This window comes from Nocardia gipuzkoensis, assembly GCF_021183645.1.
Taxonomy (GTDB): domain Bacteria; phylum Actinomycetota; class Actinomycetes; order Mycobacteriales; family Mycobacteriaceae; genus Nocardia; species Nocardia abscessus.
Window position 1 is genome coordinate 1256639 of sequence record NZ_CP089225.1, and the last position, 18702, is coordinate 1275340.

The 18702-nt window shown below is 69.6% G+C and carries 22 protein-coding genes; 8 read left to right on the forward strand and 14 right to left on the reverse strand.

Annotated elements, in window-relative coordinates; all coding sequences use genetic code 11:
- Nucleotides 1-2: 2 nt before the first annotated feature.
- Nucleotides 3-959 (reverse strand): sigma-70 family RNA polymerase sigma factor, encoded by a 957-nt coding sequence (locus LTT66_RS05830; protein ID WP_233064945.1) that lies wholly within the window; start codon nucleotides 957-959, stop codon nucleotides 3-5.
- Nucleotides 960-1040: 81 nt separating this feature from the next.
- Nucleotides 1041-1277: a hypothetical protein gene (locus LTT66_RS05835; protein ID WP_233064947.1), complete on the reverse strand. Its 237-nt coding sequence runs from the start codon at nucleotides 1275-1277 to the stop codon at nucleotides 1041-1043.
- Between the two features lie 169 nt (nucleotides 1278-1446).
- On the opposite strand from LTT66_RS05835, the gene LTT66_RS05840 reads away from it, so the two are divergent.
- Nucleotides 1447-2085 (forward strand): TetR/AcrR family transcriptional regulator, encoded by a 639-nt coding sequence (locus LTT66_RS05840; RefSeq protein ID WP_233064949.1) that lies wholly within the window; start codon nucleotides 1447-1449, stop codon nucleotides 2083-2085.
- On the opposite strand, the gene LTT66_RS05845 is transcribed toward LTT66_RS05840, so the two are convergent.
- On the reverse strand, nucleotides 2082-2723 hold the full coding sequence (locus LTT66_RS05845; RefSeq protein ID WP_233064951.1) for a TetR/AcrR family transcriptional regulator: 642 nt from the start codon (nucleotides 2721-2723) through the stop codon (nucleotides 2082-2084). The two genes, LTT66_RS05840 and LTT66_RS05845, sit on opposite strands and share 4 nt — an antisense overlap.
- Nucleotides 2724-2888: 165 nt before the next feature.
- On the opposite strand from LTT66_RS05845, the gene LTT66_RS05850 reads away from it, so the two are divergent.
- The 4 genes from LTT66_RS05850 to LTT66_RS05865 all read left to right on the forward strand — a co-directional run bounded on the left by LTT66_RS05850 (nucleotide 2889) and on the right by LTT66_RS05865 (nucleotide 6556).
- Nucleotides 2889-4298 (forward strand): lipase family protein, encoded by a 1410-nt coding sequence (locus LTT66_RS05850; RefSeq protein ID WP_408638823.1) that lies wholly within the window; start codon nucleotides 2889-2891, stop codon nucleotides 4296-4298.
- A 126-nt stretch (nucleotides 4299-4424) separates the two neighbouring features.
- Entirely contained in the window at nucleotides 4425-5300 is an 876-nt protein-coding gene (locus LTT66_RS05855; RefSeq protein ID WP_233064957.1) for an oxidoreductase, read from the forward strand.
- A 429-nt stretch (nucleotides 5301-5729) separates the two neighbouring features.
- A complete protein-coding gene (locus LTT66_RS05860) occupies nucleotides 5730-6194 on the forward strand; it encodes a transcriptional regulator (RefSeq protein WP_233064959.1) in 465 nt (154 codons plus the stop codon).
- Nucleotides 6191-6556 carry a DUF3817 domain-containing protein gene (locus LTT66_RS05865; protein ID WP_195065635.1) on the forward strand — a complete coding sequence of 122 codons (366 nt, stop codon included), beginning with the start codon at nucleotides 6191-6193 and terminating at the stop codon, nucleotides 6554-6556. Before LTT66_RS05860 ends, LTT66_RS05865 begins: the two co-directional genes overlap by 4 nt.
- A gap of 21 nt (nucleotides 6557-6577) precedes the next feature.
- Here LTT66_RS05865 and rdgB read toward each other — a convergent pair whose 3' ends face one another.
- The 10 genes from rdgB to clpS form a co-directional block, all read right to left on the reverse strand.
- Nucleotides 6578-7189: an RdgB/HAM1 family non-canonical purine NTP pyrophosphatase gene (rdgB, locus tag LTT66_RS05870; protein WP_181719986.1), complete on the reverse strand. Its 612-nt coding sequence runs from the start codon at nucleotides 7187-7189 to the stop codon at nucleotides 6578-6580.
- Nucleotides 7189-7959, reverse strand: coding sequence for a ribonuclease PH (gene rph / locus LTT66_RS05875; RefSeq protein WP_233064968.1), 771 nt, complete (start codon nucleotides 7957-7959; stop codon nucleotides 7189-7191). The genes rdgB and rph overlap by 1 nt, the downstream gene beginning before the upstream one ends.
- A 688-nt stretch (nucleotides 7960-8647) precedes the next feature.
- The gene (locus LTT66_RS05880; RefSeq protein ID WP_233064970.1) at nucleotides 8648-9412 is read right to left on the reverse strand and encodes a cyclic nucleotide-degrading phosphodiesterase; all 765 of its coding nucleotides are present in this window, start codon (nucleotides 9410-9412) and stop codon (nucleotides 8648-8650) included.
- Nucleotides 9413-9481: 69 nt separating this feature from the next.
- A complete protein-coding gene (locus tag LTT66_RS05885; protein WP_233064972.1) occupies nucleotides 9482-10207 on the reverse strand; it encodes a rhomboid family intramembrane serine protease in 726 nt (241 codons plus the stop codon).
- Between the two features lie 66 nt (nucleotides 10208-10273).
- Nucleotides 10274-11236, reverse strand: coding sequence for a PLP-dependent cysteine synthase family protein (locus tag LTT66_RS05890; protein WP_233064974.1), 963 nt, complete (start codon nucleotides 11234-11236; stop codon nucleotides 10274-10276).
- Between the two features lie 8 nt (nucleotides 11237-11244).
- Nucleotides 11245-11517 (reverse strand): MoaD/ThiS family protein, encoded by a 273-nt coding sequence (locus LTT66_RS05895; protein ID WP_159924369.1) that lies wholly within the window; start codon nucleotides 11515-11517, stop codon nucleotides 11245-11247.
- Between the two features lie 34 nt (nucleotides 11518-11551).
- On the reverse strand, nucleotides 11552-11971 hold the full coding sequence (locus LTT66_RS05900; RefSeq protein ID WP_408638748.1) for a Mov34/MPN/PAD-1 family protein: 420 nt from the start codon (nucleotides 11969-11971) through the stop codon (nucleotides 11552-11554).
- Between the two features lie 169 nt (nucleotides 11972-12140).
- On the reverse strand, nucleotides 12141-13205 hold the full coding sequence (locus LTT66_RS05905; protein WP_195065640.1) for a P1 family peptidase: 1065 nt from the start codon (nucleotides 13203-13205) through the stop codon (nucleotides 12141-12143).
- A gap of 61 nt (nucleotides 13206-13266) precedes the next feature.
- A complete protein-coding gene (gene aosR / locus LTT66_RS05910) occupies nucleotides 13267-13836 on the reverse strand; it encodes an oxidative stress transcriptional regulator AosR (RefSeq protein WP_181719993.1) in 570 nt (189 codons plus the stop codon).
- Nucleotides 13837-13858: 22 nt separating this feature from the next.
- Nucleotides 13859-14209, reverse strand: a complete 351-nt coding sequence (gene clpS / locus LTT66_RS05915; RefSeq protein ID WP_039796380.1) for an ATP-dependent Clp protease adapter ClpS — start codon at nucleotides 14207-14209, stop codon at nucleotides 13859-13861.
- Nucleotides 14210-14391: 182 nt separating this feature from the next.
- Here clpS and LTT66_RS05920 point away from each other — a divergent pair, with 182 nt between their 5' ends.
- Nucleotides 14392-15642: a nicotinate phosphoribosyltransferase gene (locus tag LTT66_RS05920; RefSeq protein ID WP_233069021.1), complete on the forward strand. Its 1251-nt coding sequence runs from the start codon at nucleotides 14392-14394 to the stop codon at nucleotides 15640-15642.
- Nucleotides 15643-15644: 2 nt separating this feature from the next.
- Here the strand turns inward: LTT66_RS05920 and LTT66_RS05925 are convergent, their stop codons facing one another.
- Nucleotides 15645-15833: a hypothetical protein gene (locus LTT66_RS05925; protein ID WP_233064976.1), complete on the reverse strand. Its 189-nt coding sequence runs from the start codon at nucleotides 15831-15833 to the stop codon at nucleotides 15645-15647.
- A gap of 179 nt (nucleotides 15834-16012) precedes the next feature.
- Between LTT66_RS05925 and pncA the strand changes: the two genes are divergently transcribed.
- Both pncA and LTT66_RS05935 read left to right on the forward strand, forming a co-directional pair.
- Nucleotides 16013-16579: a pyrazinamidase PncA gene (pncA, locus tag LTT66_RS05930; RefSeq protein WP_233064986.1), complete on the forward strand. Its 567-nt coding sequence runs from the start codon at nucleotides 16013-16015 to the stop codon at nucleotides 16577-16579.
- A 57-nt stretch (nucleotides 16580-16636) separates the two neighbouring features.
- Entirely contained in the window at nucleotides 16637-18685 is a 2049-nt protein-coding gene (locus LTT66_RS05935) for an ATP-dependent DNA helicase (protein WP_233064995.1), read from the forward strand.
- Nucleotides 18686-18702: the final 17 nt, after the last annotated feature.

An 18702-nucleotide genomic window follows, 5' to 3' on the forward strand; every position in this document is an offset into this window, starting at 1 on the left:
AATCAGCCGAGCAAGCCCTCCAGCGCCTTGGCCCGCGCGGGCTGCCGCAGTTTCGTCATGCCTTTGGCCTCGATCTGGCGAGCACGCTCGCGCGACACTCCGTAGGTCTTGCCGACCTCGTCGAGCGTCTTCGGCTCCGCGCCGCCCAACCCGAAGCGCAACGCGATGACCGCCGCCTCCCGGTCGGTCAACCCGCCGAGTGCCCGGTTCAGCTGATCGCGCAGCGCCGACGCGGCCACCGACTCGGACGGGTCCGGCCCGGTATCGGCGATGAGCGCGCCGAACTCGGTGGCATCGTCGCCGACCGGGGTGTGCAGCGACAGCGGTTCGCGAGCGAGATCGAGCAGTTCGCGCACCTTTCCCGCGGACAGTTCCAGCTCCGCGGCGAGTTCCGCGACCGTGGCCGCGCGACCCAGCTGCTGGGCCAGCGCCCGCTGCGCCCGGTTCAGCCGGTTGAGCACCTCGACCACGTGCACCGGAATGCGGATGGTGCGGCTCTGATCGGCCAGCGCTCGGCCGATCGACTGCTTGATCCACCAGGTCGCGTAGGTGGAGAACTTCAACCCGCGCCGGTGATCGAACTTCTCCACCGCGCGCATCATGCCCAGCGTGCCTTCCTGGACCAGGTCCAGTAGCGACATGCCGGTCGGCGTGGGATACCGCTTGGCGATCGAGACGACCAGGCGCAAGTTGGCCTCGACCATACGGTCCCTGGCGCGTTCGCCGTCCGCGATCCGGCGGCGCAGTTCCCGGCGCTCCCGCACGTCGAGGTCGGCGGCCGCACCGGCATCGCCGAGGCGGAGCGCGGCTTGCTCGCCCGCCTCGATCCGCTCGCCGAGTTCGACCTCCTGCGCGGCGGTGAGCAGCGGGGTTCGGCCGATGAGCCGCAGATAGTCCTTGATCGGGTCGTCGCTGACGGTGCCGGCGAAGCGGACGGGGCGGGTGCACAGCTGGGTCATGGAACGTCCTTCCTGGCGGAGCGAACCGTTCGGCGGCGTGCGGGGACACGCCGCCGAACGGTGGGTTGGAGCGGCGAGCGGTCAGCCACGCCCCGGGATACGCAGCGGACGCTGCGGCTTGGCGCGATAACCGCTGGTGCCCCGGCTCGGTTCGACACCCTTACGTTCGCGGCGCCGCGGCCTCGGATAGGAGCGCGCGGGCGGCGCGGTGCGCACGGCGCCGGTGAGGCGGGGAGCGCCGGTCGCACCGTCTCCTTCGGAGAGGAGCAGGCGAACCGCGGTTTCGACGACGGTGTGCGCGGTGGCCTTGTCGGCCATGACGACTGGTCCCTTTCGGTCGGTGCTGGAGCTGATGTGAGCCGAGGTCGCTTCGACAAGTCCGTGGCGCATGGTGCCGTCCCTTCGTTCCGATAACGAGCACAAACTTAGAACGAACATAAAAATATGTCAAGACGATTTTTAGGTCGACTTCAGCTAGAGTGGCGGCATGACCGCGCAGGACCTCGGGCTTCGTGCCAGAAAAAAGCAACAGACCAGGGACAACATCTCCCACCACGCGACCTTGCTGTTCCTCGAGCACGGCTTCGAGAAGGTGACCATCGCCGACATCGCCGCCGCGGCGCAGGTCGCCAAGATGACGGTCACCAACTACTTCCCCCGCAAGGAAGATCTCGCGCTCGACCTGCACGAAGTATTCGTCGACCAGCTCGCCCGCGTGGTGCGCGAGCGCGCGTCCGGCGAGTCCGCGAGCGCGGCGCTACGGCGGGACTATCTGGCCGCTGTGGCCCGGCACGATCCGGTGGTCGGCTTCTCCGGACCCGAGTTCGCCCGCATGATCACCGACAGCCCCGCGCTGGTGGCCCGGCTGCGAGAGTTCCACGACGAGCGCGAACGAGCACTGGCCGCCGCGCTCGCCGCGGAAACCGGCACCGCCGACACCGATATCACGCCCCGGGTGGCAGCCGCGTTGCTCGGCGGCGTACATCGCGTGCTGTTCGACGAGACCCTGCGCCGCACATTGGACGGCGAATCCAACGACGACATCGCCACGGCTCTCACCCGGTACATCGGCGCCGCGTTCGACACGCTCGAGCAGGCGGTCGGCGACTACGCCGTGCGCGGCTAGCTCTGCGCAGGCCGCTCGATCAGCGCCATCGCGATCGGGACGAGCAGATCGACGAGTTCGGCCGCCGTCGGGCGCGGGTCGGCGAGCACCCACTCGTGCGCGAGCCCGTTGATCGCGCCGATCAGAGCGCTCGCGCCCCACCCGGGCGCACCCCGCACGCGGGAACCGGACGCCACCACCGGCACCACCCGGGACTCCAGCACCGCCGCCCAGGCGTGACGACGTTCGCGACGGTGCCGCTCCATCCGGTCACTCACCCCGACCACTTCGATGAAGGCGACCTTCGCGCGGTACGGATCGGAGCCGATCGATTCGAGGTAGGCCGTCACCACGGCGGTCATCGCTGCGGGCAGGTCGAATCGGGGGTCGAGTTCCCCGAGCCGGGCCAGCACGGCGGCCGCGGCCTCGTCCTGGATCCGGTCATAGGCCGCGACAAGCACGTCCTCCCTGGCGTGGAACTCCTCGTAGAACTGCCGCTTGGACAAGCCCGCGGCGGCGCACACGTCGGCCAGGGAGCAATTCGCGTAGCCGCGCTCGGCGAAGATCCGGGTGGCCGCGGCGAGGAACCGCTGACGCCGCTCGGCTTTGCGCTCCACGACGGCACGTCCGCCGTATTGCCTGCCCACTGTCGCCGTCACATCTCTCACCGTAGCGAAATCGCGGCGACCACGAACTATCTCGCCGGCCGAGGCTGCGGCGCGATTCATTCTTGTGATGCGGGTCATGACACCGCATACTCGCGCCTAGTCTGAAACCGATGGGGCTCACATATGTGGCTCGAAGAACGAAGAGGTTCTCGCGTGATCATTTCCCGCAAGTCCGCACCGAAGCTGTTCGCGGCCCTCGCCGCGGCGGCCGTGGGGCTGGCCTTCCTTCCGGCCGGGCCGGCGTCCGCCGAACCGGCGCCGAACGATCCGGTGATCCAGCCCGCGCTGCCCTTCCCGGTTCCACCGCTGCCGCCCGGCTTCGACCCGGCGTTCTATCGCCCGGCCCCGGAGACCTACACGGACCTGGCGCCCGGCCGGATCATCGCCGCACGCCAAGTCAACCTGGCCAACCTGTCGCTCATCCCGGTGAACGTGGACGCCTGGCAGCTGTCCTACCGTTCCACCAACTCCCGCGGCGAGCCGATCCCCGCGGTGGCCACGGTGATCAAGCCCCGTGGTCACGTCGCCGACCGGCCGCTGTTCTCGTACCAGATCGCGGAGGACTCGACCGGCAACTACTGCATGCCGTCGTACCAGCTCCAGATGGGTTTGATCCCGGCGACGTTGACCGGTTCCACCCTGGTGGCCGCGCAATTCCTCGAGGTGCAGGCGGCACTCGCCCAGGGCTGGGCCGTAGTGGTCCCCGATCACCAGGGGCCCGACTCGGCCTACGCCGCAGGGCCTTTGGCGGGGCGCATCACCCTCGACGGCATTCGCGCCGCGGAGAACTTCGCGCCGATGCAACTGTCCGGGACCGCGACCAGGGTCGGGATGATGGGCTACTCCGGCGGCGCCATCGCCACCGGCTGGGCCGCCGAACTGAAGCGAAGCTACGCACCCGAACTGCATGTGGTCGGCACCGCCGAGGGCGGCATTCCCGCCGACCTGTCGGCCGCGTTGCGGATGGCCAACGGCAATCTCTCCGCGGGGCTGATCTTCGCGGGCGCGCTCGGCGTCTCCCGGGAGTATCCCGAACTGCGGAGATTCCTCGACGAGAATGCCAACGGCCTGGGCAAGCTCATGATCGCGGGCAAGGAACAGCTCTGCGCGAGCTACCAGGCCGCGCTGTTCCCGTTCGCGGACAACCTCGGGATGCTGGCGAAGGATCCGTTCACCGAACCTGCGGTGGTCGACGTGCTGAACAAGACGAAGCTGGGCCAGGCCGTGCCGGACATGCCGATGCTGATGTACCAGGCCAATGCCGACTGGCTGATCCCGGTCGGACCGGTCGACGAACTCGTCGCGACCTACGCCCAGGACCCGGGCGCGCGGGTCGAGTACATCCGCGACCATTTCAGCGAGCACCTGACACTCGACCCGATCGGAGCGCCGCGCGCCATGCTCTGGTTGAAGGACCGCTTCGCGGGCATACCGGTCGCCGAGGGCGTGACCGTCACCGATGTGGGCTCGATGACCTTGGACCCCGCCACCTGGCAAGTATGGAGCGAGACGGCGGGCGCCGTCCTCGCGGCCGCCTTCCAGCAACCCATCGGCAGTGGCCGCTAGCGATCCCCGCGCGAAAGCTCGTGTCGCGGCGGTGTTCCACGACACGAGCCCTTGCGTCTGAGACGATCAGAACAGGAATTACGTTCACACCTTCCCCCGCAACTTACTCCAAAGTAAGGTTGAGTCATGGCGTGGAAACCTACTGAGATCCCGGACCAGACGGGACGCACCTTTGTCATCACCGGAGCGAACGGCGGCCTGGGCGCCGTGGCCACGAAAGTCCTGGCCGCCAAGGGCGCGACCGTGATCATGGCCTGCCGCAACCCGGTCAAGGCGAAAGAGGTCGCCGGCGGCATCGACGGCGATGTCCGGGTAGCCGAACTCGATCTGGCCGATCTGGCCTCGGTGCGCCGATTCGCCGACGACAGCGGCGAATTCGACGTCCTGATCAACAACGCGGGCCTGATGAACCTCCCCTTCTCGCGGACGAAGGACGGATTCGAAACGCAATGGGGTGTCAACCACCTCGGACACTTCGCGCTCACCGGCCTCCTGCTGGACCGGATCGCCGACCGGGTGGTCACGCTCTCCAGCATCGCGCACAAGCAGACCCCGAAGCTCCGGATCGACGACCTGGACTACGAGAACCGCCGCTACCAGCGCAATCTCGCGTACGCGCAAGCCAAGCTGTGCAATCTGATGTTCGCCCGCGAACTCCAGCGCAGGCTGTCGGAGTCCGGCTCGGCCAAGCGCTCCTACGGCGTGCACCCCGGTGTCTCGGCCACCGACCTCTTCGCGCACACCGAAACCCCGCTCGACTACATCTCGAAGCCGTTCATCCGCCTCATCGGACACTCACCCGCCAAGGCCGCGCACTCGACGCTGTTCGCCGCGACCATGCCCGATGCCGACCCGGAGGTCTACTGGGGGCCGACCTGGCTGTTCGGCACGCAGGGACCGGTCAAGGCCGCGTCGTCGACCCGCCTCTCCCAGAACAGGGAGCTGTGGCAGCGGCTGTGGGCCGAGTCCGAGCGCAAGACCGGGGTCATCTACTCGTTCTGAGCCGACCGAACTCGTCGGCGGTCGACAGGACCGCCGTCGTCCGAGACGGGCCGCTCACTCCTGCGACCGAGGGGCCGCTCGATCGCAGCGGATCGCCCCCAGTGAGCGGCCCGAGCGTTCCCGCGGGCAGGCCGTCAGCGTCTCGTCCGCACGCTGAACTCCTCGACCGGCAAGCCGTCTCCGGGGTCAACGGCAACGGGGCTCCGGGGATTCCGGCGGGCCTGCCCGGCTGTCGAGCACGTGGCACGGCAGCAGGCGCTGCGGCCGTCGCGCACGGACGATCCGCTCGCCTCGCTCCCCTCGGTCCACAGACACGGAACAAGCGCTTACCTCGGGCCGAGCACTGCCGCGATGATCGTGGTCACAGCGTGCTCGGCAGGGTGTACCTGGCACTACGGCCCGCGTAGTAGAACGGGTACCGTAGTAGCCGTGTCCGCCTCACCCCGCCGCTCGGCACACAATCGCCCGGCCCTCATCGCGCTGGTGATCTTCGCCGCGCTGGGCTGCCTGGCGCTGGCCTGGTGGCAGTGGGAACGGTACGACTCCGCCACCGGCACCGGCCAGAACCTCGGGTACGCGCTGCAATGGCCCCTGTTCGCGGGATTCGCCGTCTTCGCCTACTTCCGGTTCGTCCGGCTCGAGCGGGCGGCCGCCGAAGAGGACGACTCCGCCGACGCCACACGGCGCACTTCCGCCCCGGCCGGGCGCGCCGCGAAACCGGCCGCCCTCACGGAGCTCCCGCCGGGCCTGCTGCCCGAGCGCCCTAAGGCCGTCCGGGCCGAAGACCCCGTGCTCGCCGAGTACAACCGGTACCTCGCCGCGCTGCACGCCGACGACATCGATGAGCAGGTCCGCTCGGCAGGCCTGCACACCCGCGAGAGGAGCGCCGGTTGACCACCAGCGAGAATTCCACCGAGACCACCACCGCCCCGGCCCAGGCAGGCAACGCCGCCAAAATCGGTCCGGCACTGCTGCGCTACCGGGCGCTGGCCTGGATCACCGGTCTCTGGCTGCTGCTGCTCACCGGCGAGATGATCGCCAAATACGGCTTCGACATGCACACCCCCAGCTGGATCGCCGTGGTGCACGGGTGGGTGTACTTCGTCTACCTGCTGTTCACCGCCGACCTCGCGGTCAAGGTCCGCTGGCCGGTCCTGCGCACCGTCGGCACCCTGCTCGCGGGCACCATCCCGCTGCTGTCGTTCTTCGTCGAGCACGTCAACGCCAAGCAGGTCAAGCAGAACTTCGGCGTCTGACCCGGCGGATCGCCGCCCGCGTCAGCCTTCGGCGAGTGCGGCCAGCGCGGGCGTCAACTGGGCCAACGCCCGTCCACGATGCGATACCGCGTCCTTCTCGGCGGGCGTCAACTGGGCCGCGGTCACCTCGCCGCCCTCCGGAGTGAACAGCGGGTCGTAGCCGAAACCACCGTCGCCGACCGGCTTGCGCCCGATCGTGCCGGGCCATTCGCCGCGCACCACGGTCTCCACGCCCCCTGGCACCACCAGCGCGCAGGTCGACACGAATCGCCCGCCACGGCGCTCGTCCGGCACATCGGACAGCTGCGCCAGCAGCAGCGCGTTGTTGGCCGCGTCGTCGCCGTGCTTGCCGGACCAGCGCGCCGACAGCACGCCGGGCATCCCGTTCAACGCGTCCACCTCGAGGCCGGAATCGTCGGCGACACAGGCCAATCCCGTGGCCGCGGCGCCGTCGCGGGCCTTGGCCAGCGCGTTCTCCTCGAATGTCGCGCCGGTCTCGGGCGCCTCGTCGTACGGGGGAACGTCGTTCAACCCGACGATCTCGATTCCGGCGATACCCGCCTCGTCGAGAATGCGGCGCAGCTCGTTCAGCTTCTTGGCGTTGCGGCTGGCAACCAGCAGACGGCGGGTCATCACTTCTTCTTCGTTTCGGCCTGCTCCGGAAGCCCGCCGGGATACGGCAGCGCCAGCGCCTCTTTCTGCACGACGAACAGTTGCTCACAACCCGCGAGCGCCGCGTCGAGCAGCTTGTCCAGCGTGGAGCGCGGGAACGTGGCGCCCTCACCGGTGCCCTGGATCTCCACCAGCGTTCCGGTGTCGGTCGCGACCACGTTCATGTCGACCTCGGCGCGCGAGTCCTCCTCGTACGGCAGATCCAAGCGCACCCGGCCGTCGACCACGCCGACGCTCACCGCGGCGATCGCGCACGAGATCGGCTGCGGGTCGGCCAGCGCACCGGCCGCACCGAGGTAGGTCACCGCATCCGCCAGCGCGACGTAGGCGCCGGTGATGGCGGCCGTCCTGGTACCGCCGTCGGCCTGCAACACGTCGCAGTCGATCGCGATGGTGTTCTCGCCGATCGCGGCCAGGTCGATGCAGGCGCGCAGCGAGCGGCCGACCAGGCGGCTGATCTCCTGGGTCCGTCCGCCGACCCGGCCCTTCACCGACTCCCGCCCGCTGCGGGTGTGCGTCGCGGCGGGCAACATCGCGTATTCGGCGGTGAGCCAGCCCAATCCGGAGTCACGCCGCCACGGTGGCACCCCCTCGGTGACGCTCGCGGTGCACATCACCCGCGTCTGACCGAACTCCACCAGCACCGAACCGGCTGGATGCGTGGTGAATCCACGGGTGATCCGGACCTCGCGGAGCTCATCGTCCGCCCTGCCATCGGCTCGTCTCGACACGGCCACAGCCTACTGTGTTGGTTTTTCCAGCGCCTGCGGCGCTGGGTGTTCGCGGCCCCCTTGTGGCTCGCGTCCGAGCGACCGCCGCTGGCGACTGCGTCGCGGACGCGGCGGCCGCTCGGACGCGAGCCGGGCCGCGAACGGCGCATGCTCGGTCTCGCTTCGCTCGGAAGACGTGGTTGGGCCGGTGCTGGTTGCGTCGAGTGATGAGGCTTGCTACTGAGCGCTTGCCGAGGATCGGAGGGCCGTCGGTTCCTGAAAGCGATCGGGGTTCAGGTTCAGGGTTCTGGCGATGGTGCCCTGCTGGTTACGGCCGTGTGCGCGGAAGGTACGGCAGCCTCCGGCGGCCTCGGTGCGACGACAGGGAGAGCCATGCCCCGCCAGCGGACAACGCCCGGTCTCGCCTCGTTCGACTGACGTAGTTGGGCCGGTACCGGACCCGACGAGCCGAACCACGCCACTCGCCACTCGCCACTCGCGGAGGACAAGCAGCTAGCTCCGGGACAGTTCCAGTTCAAGAGTTCTGGCCATGGGGTCCGCGCGAGTATCGGTGACGGCAGTGCGCCCGGGACGTGCGGCGGTCACCGCGGCATCGATGCGGAGACACGGGTGCCAGGCCGGGAATGGTGTGGTTGGCGCGTTCGGAGTGCGCCCTTTTTCTCGCGGCGGTGATCCGAGGCCGAGACGGTCAGAGGTCGAAGGTCTCGCCGGGGGCCACGGCGTGTACGGGGCCGGCGAACTGTGCTTTCGCCTCGGCGATCACATCCTCGCGGGAGGTCCACGGAGGAATGTGGGTGAGCAGCAATTCCTTCACGCCGGCCTCGGCGGCGATCTGGCCCGCCTCGGTGCCCGAAAGATGGATGCCGGGCGGCCGATTCGCTGGGTCGTGGGTCCAGGACGCCTCCGCCATCAGGACGTCGGCGCCCTGCGCGAGTTCGTGGACCTGGGGGCAGAGTGCGGTGTCGCCGGTGTAGACGAAGGTGCGTCCGGCCGCGGTGACGATCCGCAGACCGTAGGACTCCGGCGGGTGGTACATGCGGCGCGCCGTCACCGTGTGGCCCGGCCCGAACGAGATCGGCTCGCCTTCGACCCACGGCCGCATGTCGATCACATCGGACCAGTCGTCGCATTCGCCGCCGATCTCGGCGGAGGCGTTGCCGATGCGCAGCGAGGTGTCCGAGGGGCCGCGCACGATCGCCTTCCCCTCCGGCGGGGTCGGGTGGTAGCGGCGCCACACCAGCAAACCGGGCAGATCGAGGCAGTGGTCGGCGTGCAGATGGGTCAGGAGGATGTCGACCTCACCGGGATCGGCGTGGCGCTGCAACGCGCCGAGCACTCCGGGACCGAAATCGATGACCATCGGCCGCATGTCCGGGCCGGTCAGCAGGTAACCCGACGCAGGAGAGTCCGGGCCGGACACACTGCCCGAGCACCCGAGGACGGTAAGGCGCATTCCCCCATGCTGCCACGCGGAATTCTCACTCAAGAAAGGATCCCCCACATTCTCCGGCGGGCCGCGTGCTCACCGCGGCGACGCGCCGATTCCGGCTCGATCCCCGCGGCGGTTTCGTCGTGCATCTCCAGAGAGTACCCAGCCGGCCAGCAATCCACTCAACGCGCCGAATAGGTGCCCCTGCCAAGAGATTTCGGGGTCTCCCGGCAACACGCCCCACAATAGCGACCCGTAGAGCGCCAGCACGACGAGGCCGAGCACGATCTGCCCGATGTTGCGGGCGAACCAGCCACGCGAGATGAGGAAGGTCAGCCAGCCGAATACCAGCGAGGACGCGCCGACATGCAGGCTGCCCGTCGCTCCGGTGAGCCAGGTGCCGAGCCCGGCCACGAGCCAGATGATCGCGGTCGCGGCCAGCCCGCGCCCGATGCCCGCCAGCAACACGAGAAAGCCCAGCACCAGCACCGGAAGCGTGTTGCCGATCAGATGTGGCCAGCCATGGTGCAGCAACGGGGCGAACAAGATGCCGGTCAGCCCGTCGGCCCGGCGCGGCGCGATGCCCGCGGCGTCGAGCCGTCCGTCGACGACGGTATCGACCCCTTCGATCCCGTAGAGCACCCCGACGAAACCGGCGGTCAGCACCCCCGCGCGCCACCACAACTGCTTGATCGCGCCGAAGCCTCCGGTCGCCTGCGCCGTGGGCGGCCCCGGCACGCCGACGGGCTTGCCCAGCTGCGCACGCATCGCCGCGATCCGATCAGGGTCGAACGACGGCCCGAGTCCCGCGCCGGTCATGGCCACCTCCTCGCCGTGGCGGGGTCGTGGCCCCGCCTCACCGAGGGTACCGGCGCGGCCGGGAAATCAAGCCCAGAGCTGGCCGTCGAGCCGCTCTTCCGCCTCTTCGAGCGTGCCGTCGTACGCCCCGGTGGACAGGTACTTCCACCCGCCGTCGGCGACCACGAACGCGATGTCGGCGCGCGTGCCCGCCTTCACCGCCTTGCGGGCGACGCCGAGCGCGGCGTGCAGGATGGCGCCGGTGGAGACGCCGGCGAAGATGCCTTCTTCGAGCACCAGTTCGCGGGTGCGTTTCACCGCGTCGTACGGGCCGACCGAGAAACGGGTGGTCAGCACGCTCTCGTCGTACAACTCCGGGATGAATCCCTCATCGATGTTGCGCAGGCCGTAGACCAGTTCGCCGTAACGCGGCTCGGCCGCGACGATCTCGATGCCGGGCAGCTTCTCCCGCAGGAAACGGCCGGTCCCCATCAGCGTGCCCGTGGTGCCGAGACCCGCGACGAAATGCGTGATCTCGGGCAGGTCGGCGAGGATCTCCGGGCCGGTGGTCTCGTAGTGCGCCGCCGCGTTCGCCGGATTGCCGTACTGGTAGAGCATCACCCAGTCCGGATTCTCCGCGGCGATCTGCTTGGCCAGCGCGACGGCCTGGTTGGAGCCGCCCGCCGCGGGAGAATCGATGATCCGCGCGCCGAACATGGTAAGCAACTGCCGCCGCTCCACCGAGGTGTTCTCCGGCATCACGCAGATCAGCCGGTACCCCTTGAGCTTCGCGGCCATGGCCAGCGAAATGCCGGTGTTCCCGCTGGTGGGCTCCAGAATGGTGCACCCTGGTCGCAGCAGCCCGTCGGCCTCGGCCTGCTCGATCATCCGCAGGGCGGGCCGATCCTTGATCGAGCCGGTGGGGTTGCGATCCTCCAGCTTGGCCCACAGCCGCACGTGGTTGTCCCCGTCCCACTGGGGAGACAGGGTGCGCAGGCCGACCAGCGGGGTGTTGCCGAGGGTCGCGATCAGCGATTCGTAACGCGCCACGAGACGGGTCAGCCTCCGGCCACGGCGGGCAGGATGGTGACGCTGGCGTCCTGGGGCACCTCGGCCTCGAGCCCGCCCGCGAAGCGCACATCCTCGTCGTCGACGTAGATGTTGACGTAGCGGTTCAGCTTGCCGTCCTTCAGCAGGCGCTCGGCGAGCCCGGGGTGATTGGCCTCGAGATCATCGATCAGCGCGGACAGCGTGGCGCCCTCGGCCTGCACGCGCTTCTCACCTCCGGTGAGGCCCCGCATGATGGTCGGGATGGACACGGTTACCGGCATGGGTACTCCTCGGTTTCGCGAACGGGCATCGGGTCTAGTTCTCGTACGCGTCGACGATCCGCACCGGCTCCTCGGTGACCTCGCCGTCGACGATCCGGTAGCTGCGCAGCTCGTGCTGCTCGGGGTCACGGGTGGAGATCAGCACGTAGTGCGCGAACGGCTCGGAGGCGTACGACACGTCGGTCCGGCTCGGGTAGGCCTCGGTGGCGGTGTGCGAGTGGTAGATCACCACCGGCATCTCGTCGGCGTCGTCCATCGCGCGCCACACCTTCAACTGCTCACCGGAGTCGAAGCGGTAGAAGGTGGGCGAACGCTCGGCGTTGACCATGGCGATGAAGCGCTCCGGACGGTCCGAGCCCTCCGGTCCCGCGATGACACCGCAGGCCTCGTCCGGGTGATCGGCGCGCGCGTGCGCCACCATCGCCTCCACGAGGTCGGCCCTGATCACCAGCACGAGTCGCACACCTTTCCACCACGCCGACCCATCGCAGTCGACAACGAGCCAGAATATTCGGGTATTCCCCCGGCGACGTCGCCCGGTCCCCGGTTCGGCCCCCACCAGCACATCCGACCGCGCACTCGATACCGACACCTACGGCGCCCCGGTTGCGGGCATCGCCCGTTCAGCCACCGAAGAGATCGCGGTAGGCCGGGATGCCCGCCACCGTCTCCGCCGAGCGGATCGCGTCGACGATGGCGCGCTCGACGCAGACGGCGGCTGCCGTGCAGATCTCGTCCAGGATGAGCAGATCGGCCGGAAAGGCGGGCGGCAGCGGAAGGTCCGTGTCCTCCTCGGCCGTGCCGGTGGCCAGCGCGAAGAGCGTGTCCCCGTCCAGTGGCGAGTGCGCGGGGCGGATCGCCCTGGCCAATCCGTCGTGCGCGGTGACCGCGACCCGCTTGCAACCCGCGGGATCGAGCGGCGCGTCGGTGGCGACGATGCCGATCGTGGTGTTGAGCACGGTGCCCTTCACCGGCAGCGCATTGGCCTCCGCCAACTGCTCCGCGGTCGGCGTAGGCAGACCGAAGTAGTCGGGTCCGTCGGTACCGCAACCCCAGGGCAGCCCGGTGCGCGGATCGAACACCGAGCCGACCGGATTCGCCACGATCAGCGCGGCGACGGTAATTCCGGCGGCGGCGCCTTCGCCGAGCACGATGCTGGCCGTGCCGATCCCACCCTTGATCGATCCGGCGCGTGCGCCGACGCCCGCGCCGACCGAGCCGCGAGCGAAATCGACCCCGGCCGCCTCGGCCGCGCGATAGCCGAATTCGGCGGTCGGCCGGATGTCCCACGCGCCGACCGGCAGATCGAAGATCACCGCGCCGGGGACGATGGGCACCACCCGGCTCGCCTCGGCCGGGTCCATCACGATGCCCGCACCGTTCTCCTCCAGCCAGCGCATCACGCCGTCGGCCGCGGCGAGGCCGAAGGCGCTGCCGCCGGTGAGCAGGATCGCGTCGACTTGGCGGACGGTGTTCATCGGGTCGAGCAGATCCGTTTCGCGGGTTCCCGGTCCGCCTCCGCGCACGTCGACCGCCGCCACCGCGCCACCGGGTACCCGCACGACTGTGCATCCGGTCGCCGCCCCGGTGCCGAGTGTGGCGCTCGGGTCGAGGACGTGGTGGTGCCCGACCAGCACTCCGGTCACGTCGGTGATCGAATTACGTTGTCCCGGCGCGGCATTCGCCATCTGTGCTCCTCACGGCCCGAATCTGCTGATCACGTCGCGCCGATCTTCGCACCGCGGCAGGTCAGGGAGCCAATGCCTGCAGCAGCGAGTCCTGCATCCAGGTCAGCCAGTGGTACACGTCCAGGTGCGGGGCGCGCGGATCCTCGGGGTCGAGATGGTCGGGCGTGTCGGCGTCGATGTCCAGTACCGTGCCGAGCGCCAGCCGCACGTCGGTGAGCGCGGTCAACCACGCGTCGGCCTGCTCGGGAGTGAGGACGATCTTGCCGCCCGCGCTCGGCACGGTGTCCAGCACCACCGAACCCGCCGCCAGCTTGGCGTCGATGATGTCGGGCTCGTGCAGGCCGCGCAGCGCGCTGTTGAGGTCGGCGCGTTCGGCGTCGGGCGAGCCGGGCTCGTTGCGGTGGAAGTCCGGCAGGAGTCTGCGCAGCCGCGGGTCCTCCGGCGGGACGGTGTTGCCGGAGCGCAGTCCGGTGAGAGCGGCCAAGTCGTCGTCGGGGGCGGACTCGGCGCGCTCGTTGAGCAGCCCGGAGACCGCACCGACCAGGGACCGAAGCACATTGGCCTCACGTGCGTCCATTTCGGAACGCAGTTTGAGACCGCTCAGCGAGTTCTTCCTGCTCCACTTGCGCACGGCGTCAGGGTAGTCGTCCGGGTCAGTCGTCCCGCTGCATGGTGGCCCAGAGCCCCGCGGCGTGCAGCCGCTGCACATCGTGCTCCATTTTGTCCCGGGAACCGGACGAGACCACTGCCTTGCCTTCGTTGTGGACCTTCAGCATCAGTTCGGTCGCCTTCGCTTTGCTGTAGCCGAACAGCTTCTGGAAGATGTAGGTGACGTAGTGCATCAGATTGACCGGATCGTCCCAGACGACGGTCACCCAGGGGCGGTCCTCCGCCTCCAGGATCTCGGTGTACTCGACCGCTTCGGGTGTCGCCTGTGCCGCCGACAATGTCGCGTTCGCGGCGTCCACAACGACGTCACCCCGGACTGTGTTGCACAAGGCCATACGGTCAAGGGTACGACTCGACTCCGGATAAACAACACCCACGCAGCCCCGATTCGCGTTTCGCCGGTTCACCGGACCGATGCCGGACCCCATGAGCCGACCGTTCTGTCTACAGTGACAGCGTGGACCTGCGCGACGGCGTCACCAGCACGGCACTGCTGACCGACCAGTACGAACTGACCATGCTCGCGGCAGCGCTCGCCGATGGTTCGGCGCATCGCCAGTGCACCTTCGAAGTGTTTGCTAGACGTTTGCCGAATGGCCGGCGCTATGGCGTCGTCGGTGGTACCGGCAGGATGCTCGACACGCTGCGCCAGTTCCGGTTCGATGAGGCGGAACTGTCCGTCGCGGCCTCGTTCTCGGATCGGCGGACGCTCGACTGGCTGCGTGACTACCGGTTCACCGGCGATATCGACGGCTACGCCGAAGGCGAGCTGTATTTTCCCGGCTCCCCGGTCCTGTCGGTGCGCGGCAGTTTCGCGGAGTGTGTCGTGCTGGAGACGCTGATCCTGTCGATTCTCAACCACGACAGCGCGATCGCGGCCGCGGCGGCCCGTATGGTCAGCGCCGCGAGCGGCCGCCGGATGATCGAGATGGGCTCACGGCGCAGCCACGAGATGGCGGCCCCGGACTGCGCACGCGCCGCCTACCTTGCCGGTTTCGACGCCACCTCCAATCTGGAGGCCGTGCGTCGCTACGGGATTCCGGGCGCGGGTACCAGCGCGCACGCGTTCGTCCTGCTGCACAGCGGCGCCGACGGGGCGCACGAGGCCGAAGCGTTCCGCAGCCAGGTCAAGACCCTCGGCGTCGGGACGACACTGCTGGTGGACACCTTCGACATCACCAAGGGCGTCGCGACCGCCATCGAGGTGGCGGGCACGCAGCTGGGCGGGGTACGGATCGATTCCGGCGATCTGGGCGTGCTGGCCCGGCAGGTGCGCGACCAGCTCGACGCGCTCGGCGCCACCAAGACCCGCATCGTGGTCTCCGGTGATCTCGACGAGTACGCCATCGCCGCGCTGCGCGCCGAACCGGTCGACGTCTACGGCGTCGGCACGGCGCTGGTCACCGGCTCGGGCGCACCGACAGCGGGGATGGTCTACAAGCTGGTCGAGGTCGAAGGGGTGCCGGTGGCCAAACGCAGCAGCCACAAGCAGTCCCGCGGTGGCACGAAGAAGGTGATCCGCCTGGCCCGCGACACCGGCACGATCGTCGAGGAGGTCGTCTACCCCGCGGCCGGGCCGGTGCCGCCCGGCAACGGCTTCCAGGCCAGGGACCCGCTCGTGCCGCTGGTCCGCGGGGGTGAGCCGGTCGAGGATCTGCCCACCCTCGCCGAGAGCCGCGACCTGGTGGCCCGGGGACTGATCAGCCTGCCCTGGGAGGGCCTCAAGCTCTCGGCGGGCGAGCCCGCCGTGGTGACCACCTTCGTCTGAGGTCAGCGTCTGCGTTCGTCGACGCGGCACACCAGCCGCAGTCCGACGGCGAAGAGCCCTGCGAACACCACCCCGGTGATCGCGAACCACACCCATGCCGCCGGTTCGGCGGGCCGGGAGCCCCAAAAGAAGACCGCCAGAAACACAGTGGTGCCGATCGTCACACTGCGGAGCAAGTTGGCAGGGCTCATGGGTGGTCTCCATGGGGAAGGCGGCGAACCGAGACTGGAAACAGGGTGCACTCGGTAATCACCGTGGGCGGCGGCCGCGTTTACATCGGGACCGAATTCCCCGCGAGTCGGGTGAACCGAGCGTCCGATCGAGCGGCAGAATCTGGAGCAGACATTCGGCCATACCGCGGGAGGTCGCCATGACCCGGGCACTGATCATCGTCGACGTCCAGAACGATTTCTGCGAGGGCGGGTCGCTCGCGGTCAGCGGAGGCGCCGCGGTGGCGGCCCGGATCAGCGAGCACCTCGCGGCGGCGAAATACAGCGCGGTCGTCGCGACCCGCGACTACCACATCGATCCCGGTGCCCACTTCTCCGACGAGCCCGACTACCTCGACAGCTGGCCGCCGCACTGCCGGGTCGGCACACCCGGCGCGGAGTTCCACCCCGCCCTGACCACCGGGCCGATCCAGCAAGTCTTCTCCAAGGGCGCCTACTCCGCGGCCTATTCCGGGTTCGAGGGCACCACCGAGGACGGCACGGGGCTGGCCGATTGGCTGCACGACCGCGGTGTCGAGGCCGTCGACGTGGTCGGCATCGCGACCGACCACTGCGTGCGCGCGACCGCCCTGGACGCGCGCATCGAGGGTTTCGACACCCGTGTCCTGCTCGATCTCACCGCGGGCGTAAGTCCCGACACCACCCGCGCCGCGCTGGACCGCATGCGCGGTGCCGGCGTCGACCTGGAGGGCAGCATCAGCCGGTAGACCGTCCGGTCTCGGCGACCGGACAGCTCTGTCGGAGGCGCCGAGTAGGCTGCTCGCGTGCCCGAACTGCCGCCCGTTTCCGACCTTTTGGCCACCGCCGTGCAGGCGCTCGGCGGCAAGGAGCGCGCCGGGCAGGTGACGATGGCCGCGGCGGTGGATCACGCGATCGACACCAAGGAGCATCTGGCGGTGCAAGCCGGCACGGGCACCGGCAAGTCGCTGGCATATCTGGTGCCGAGCCTGCGCCACGCCGTGCGCACCGGCCGCACGGTGGTGGTCTCCACCGCGACGATCGCGTTGCAGCGTCAGCTGGTCGATCGCGATCTGCCCCGGCTGGCCGACGCGCTGAGTGCCCCGCTGGGGCGCACGCCGAAGTTCGCGATCCTCAAGGGCCGCAACAACTATCTGTGCTTGAACAAGATCAACAGCGCGCTGCCCGACGAGCCGGCCGAGGCGGAGCTGTTCGACGCGTTCGCGATCTCCCGCCTCGGGCGCGAAGTGCAACGACTCAACGAATGGACCTCCGACACCGAGACCGGCGACCGCGACGAACTCGCCCCCGGCGTGAGCGACCGCGCCTGGCGGCAGGTCAGCGTGTCCTCGCGGGAGTGCCTGGGCAAGTCGCGCTGCTCGTTCGGCCAGGACTGCTTCGCCGAGCGCGCGCGGACCGAATCGGCGCAGGCCGACGTGGTGGTGACCAACCACGCGCTGCTCGCCATCGACGCGATCAGCGGCATCCAGGTGCTGCCCGAACACGACGTGGTGGTCATCGACGAGGCGCACGAACTGGTCGACCGGGTCACCGGGGTGGCCACCGCCGAACTGGCCTCCGCCGCGATCAGCGCGGCCGCCCGCCGCTGCGCCAAGCTCATCGATGAGCAGGAGGTGGATCGCCTGGAGGGCGCCGCCGAGGCATGGCACACCGTGCTGGAGGAGCTGCCCGCGACTCGCTGGGACACCCTCCCCGACGGCGTCGCCCCGGTGCTGGCCCTGATCCGCGACGCCGCGTGGAACGCGCGCACCGCGCTCGCGCCGCAGGGCAGCGGCACCCCGCAGGGTGATCCGGAGACCTCCGCCGCCCGCAACATGGCGCTGGCCGCGATCGATGAGGTGCACGACAGCGCGGTCCGCGCGCTCACGGCGTTCGACGAGCCCGACCCGGCCGCCCGGCGTGACGTCATCTGGCTGGCCGCCGACGAGATCCGCGGCGTCGCGCGCCGCTCGCTGCGGATGGCGCCGCTGTCGGTGGGCGGGCTGTTGCGCAGCAGGCTCTTCGGCACCGCCACCGTCGTGCTGACCTCGGCCACGTTGCAGATCGGCGGCTCGTTCGACGGGCTCGCGCTCACCTGGGGCCTGCCGGCCCAGTCGGGCAATCGCACCGATCCGGCCACCGCGAACGGCGCGCAGGCGCCCTCGGACGCCGACACCGTGCGCTGGAGCTCGCTCGACGTCGGCTCGCCGTTCGACCACGCCAAGTCCGGCATTCTCTACGTCGCCAAGCACCTGCCCGCGCCGGGCCGCGACGGGCTGGCGCCGGCCTACCTGGACGAGATCGAGCGGCTCGTCACGGCGGCGGGCGGGCGCACCCTCGGCTTGTTCTCCTCGATGCGCGCGGCCCGCGCCGCCACCGACGCACTGCGCGACCGGTTGCCGACCCCGGTGCTGTGCCAGGGTGACGACTCGACGGGCGCGCTGGTCCGGAAATTCGCCGACGACCCGGAGACTTCCCTGTTCGGCACGCTGTCGCTGTGGCAGGGCGTCGACGTGCCCGGGCCATCGCTGAGCCTGGTGATCCTCGACCGCATACCGTTCCCCCGCCCGGACGATCCGCTGCTGGCGGCCCGGCAACGCGCCGTGGAGATGCGGGGCGGGAACGGGTTCATGACCGTGGCCGCCAGTCACGCCGCCCTGCTGCTCGCCCAGGGCACCGGCCGGCTGCTGCGCAGCGTCGATGATCGGGGCGTGGTCGCCATCCTCGATTCCCGCCTCGCCACCGCCCGCTACGGCGGATACCTGCGCGCGTCGCTGCCGCCGTACTGGGAGACGGCCGACCCGGAGGTCGTGGTACAGGCGTTGCGCAGGCTCGCGGCTGCCGCCACGGTGTGATACCGAACACACCTCCC